The sequence below is a fragment of the Gammaproteobacteria bacterium genome (assembly GCA_019748175.1).
In the GTDB taxonomy this organism is placed as follows: Bacteria; Pseudomonadota; Gammaproteobacteria; order JAIEPX01; family JAIEPX01; genus JAIEPX01.
Window position 1 is genome coordinate 1 of record JAIEPX010000031.1, and the last position, 3,235, is coordinate 3,235.

At 37.4% G+C, this 3,235-nt stretch carries 4 protein-coding genes; all 4 read right to left on the reverse strand.

What is annotated here, in order from left to right:
• Positions 1 to 544: hypothetical protein (locus K2X50_10405; GenBank protein ID MBX9587648.1), on the reverse strand; the 544-nt coding region annotated here is incomplete at its 3' end.
• A 157-nt stretch (positions 545 to 701) separates the two neighbouring features.
• Positions 702 to 1,658 (reverse strand): transposase, encoded by a 957-nt coding sequence (locus K2X50_10410; GenBank protein ID MBX9587649.1) that lies wholly within the window; start codon positions 1,656 to 1,658, stop codon positions 702 to 704.
• Positions 1,659 to 1,781: 123 nt separating this feature from the next.
• Positions 1,782 to 3,044: a Fic family protein gene (locus K2X50_10415; protein MBX9587650.1), complete on the reverse strand. Its 1,263-nt coding sequence runs from the start codon at positions 3,042 to 3,044 to the stop codon at positions 1,782 to 1,784.
• On the reverse strand, positions 3,025 to 3,235 hold a 211-nt coding region (locus tag K2X50_10420; GenBank protein MBX9587651.1), incomplete at its 5' end, for a hypothetical protein. The genes K2X50_10420 and K2X50_10415, both read right to left, overlap by 20 nt.

Consider the following 3,235-nt stretch of genomic DNA (forward strand, 5'->3'; position numbering starts at 1 on the left):
CTGGCAAGCCGTGCATCGCAGGTTGCCGCCACCAATTATAAAAGAAGGTATCCGTTGTTAACTGTAAATGTTTATCTGAAAGAGTTGGTAACACATAGTTACCAGGAGATGATTGCTGAATAGGTAATGGAGTAGTGTTGATAAGCTGAACATTGGGAATCTCATGTATAAACTTTAGAGCTTGTTGCCTTATGTTGAGATACATTTCCCAAGTAATAGGCTTTTTTACCGGGTAGTTAGGATACAAATCGCTAGCAATTACTCTAGCGGCATGTGGCAATTCTAAGATGTTGTGCCCCCAGTCATAAGAATGAAAATGGGTATGCACATTGTTCAGCCAATAAGGAGGAGATATGATAAGACATTGCTTGAACGCGGTTCTTTTTTGCTGCCAGTGTGGCTGGAAATCCGGATGAGCAAGGCTAAGTAAATAATAATAAAATGAATTGTTACTGATGCTAACGAGAGGGCGTTTATCCATCTCACTTATTAGGGGGAGGCCTGTTGAAAAAGCTCTTCGAAATTCTAATAATGACCGTTTCATAGCACGCTCCTTTATATTCATAAAGTCTTTAAGTTAATTTGCTCTATTGAATTAATATATATTACTTTTTAGTAATAGTCAATATATTTTTAAAGATGCAAGAATTGACGTTTTTCATTATGATATCAGAGAGGAAAGGGGTCGTGTCTCCCGTTGGCTATTGTAATAAATTTAGTATTCTGTCTCGCGTATCCACCAGAGAAGAATCTATTGCCATTAGTTTTTCTAGTCGCGCAATATTGCTAGCTACAGTTTTTTGACTATGCATTGACATCGCTTGTAAAATCTCAGAAAGCTTGTAGCCAAAATATTTTTTAGCAATTAGCATTACCATAAGTCGTGGAGTATTTTCTATCCCACGGAGTGAGCAATAAACTTTGGATGATGGGACCTCATAAACATATGAAGTAACATCAACAATATTAGCGATGGTAGGTTTGAGAATAACTTTATCTGACACCTCGTTTGAATAGTCCAAATAGCTATGATTTTGTTTTATTGTTTCAATGAAATTATCTGATCCTAATATTGAGGGTGTTCTTGTTTTATTATAAAATTCATCGATTACATCAGAGTTTCCTGCATTAGTGAATTCAGTGTATTCAAAAGGCCAGGTTTCTTTCAAGAAGTATTGCTTGATAACGTGTGTAAATAACCAGGGTGGGTTGGGAGTTATTCCTAAATAAGCTTGGTAGCTAGACCAAACATAATCCTCTGGGTTCTCAGCGAAACCGGGTTTTATAGGGTTCAAATGAATATATCGACTAAGATGAATAAGATAATTTTCTGAATCAACAAGAATTGATTTATACCTTCCACGAAACAGTGGGCCATCGGTACCATGAATTTTGTTGTACCTAATTGTATACACACTTCCGAGTTGATGCATGGCTTCCGCCAGATTTCCTTTTGGAGTATGGATTAGCAGGTGATAATGGTTGCCCATCAAACAATAGGCATGGATCTCTATCTGATGCGAAAGTGTTGCCTCACTTAACACTCTCAAAAATAATATTCGCTCAGCATTGTTATTAAAAATAGGTTTCCGGCATGCACCTCGGTTCATGATATGATACCATGCTCCAGGATATTGAATTCTCAGTGCTCTTGCCATGACTGAATAGTATCTGAGCATTCGCAATAATTATATACAGGGTTTTGAAACGTGGGTTGGATATTTCCTTAATGATTTTGTACGATAGCCAACGGGAGACACGACCCCTGAGCACTGAGCACATTATTTGGAATTTGTTAGATCAACTATAATACTTGGATTACCACTGGGAGCACTTTTAAGTTGAGCATCGAAGCCATCCGCTTGTAAATCTTCAACCAACTTATTTGCGTCATCGGAGTTACCATTGCTAAATGTAAAGAAGCACAACCGATGCCCAATATAATTTCCTGATTGTTTTGTCCTAGGGTATATTTTCCAAGATCCATTTGGTAATTTAATGGATGATTGTGATTTTTGATGTAATCGTTCTTCTTTATGTGCGATTGAAACGGCATCTCGGAGTGCATCAATAAATTTAGGCAACACGTCATCTTCATTCACCGGATGAAAATAGTTTACATAGAGTTCATCTCGTGTAGGAAAAATATTTCCTAAAAACAAATAAGGCAATTTTGCGCGTCTGGTTGTAAGATTCAAGATGATGTGCATGTCTCTAGAATTACCGTTTAAGAAGGGATGTATATGAATAAATCTGCGTGAGAATCGAGCAAATATCTCAATAGGATCAACGCCTTTTCTATTGGCATCGAGAAAATCAGCGCAAAACTGCAATGTTCTTTCTTTTAGGCTAATGCAGTCGCGAATCCAAAATATTTTTCCTACTGCACTTTTTTCCAACTCAGTAACAGGACTATCCAGTTTTGATGAGACCTCAGAATACGGTAAAGCCCATTCTTTTGGTGGATTTGGTTGTTTGCTAATCACGGCGTATTTAACTAAAAAACGATTCGCATCGTAAGAATTCATGTCTTTAGTCAAGTAATCCATGGTAACGCGTCGCTTGAAAACTGCACGCTGAGTTTCATCAAAATCACGAGACCATAACAGCTTGTAATAGCCACTTAAAAACTCGATGCCAATATCGGCTTCCTTTACTGCTTCGTGGTGACGTAAAAAGCGTGTCATTTCAAAAATGTTTTCAGAGCCAATTCCTGTGTAATATTTATGCGATTCGGGATGAGGTATTAATTCTAAAGAATCATCACAACGAAAATCGCCTGGTGATTCTGGTATCTTAGTTTTAGGAAGGGTCTTGTAGAGACTAGGGCAAGCTCGTTTATGAGTTTGTAGAATGAAATCTAAAAACTCTTCCGTAGTAAAGTCCTCAAAATTTTTTTTATCTAAAATAGAATTAGCATAATCAACAGCATTTTTGAAATCAGCTACTTGGCTATCTAAATTGGGTACTTTTTCTCCTGTAGCATTCTTATGTACTAAAAATTTTCTGTATTGATTTACAAACTCATCGGGATAATACATCATCATTTCCTCTTATTGGTAACCAAATTGAGAAGTGCTTATTTAATGGCGATAAGCTAGAATACACACTATTTCCCAGTGAGGTCAAGCAAATGGGAAGGAAGGGGTCGTGTGTGCCGGTGGGTAGTTTAAAAAAAATTTTTAAATAGACAACCGGGGACACCACCCACGGTCGTGCGCATAGTAAAAAGGGT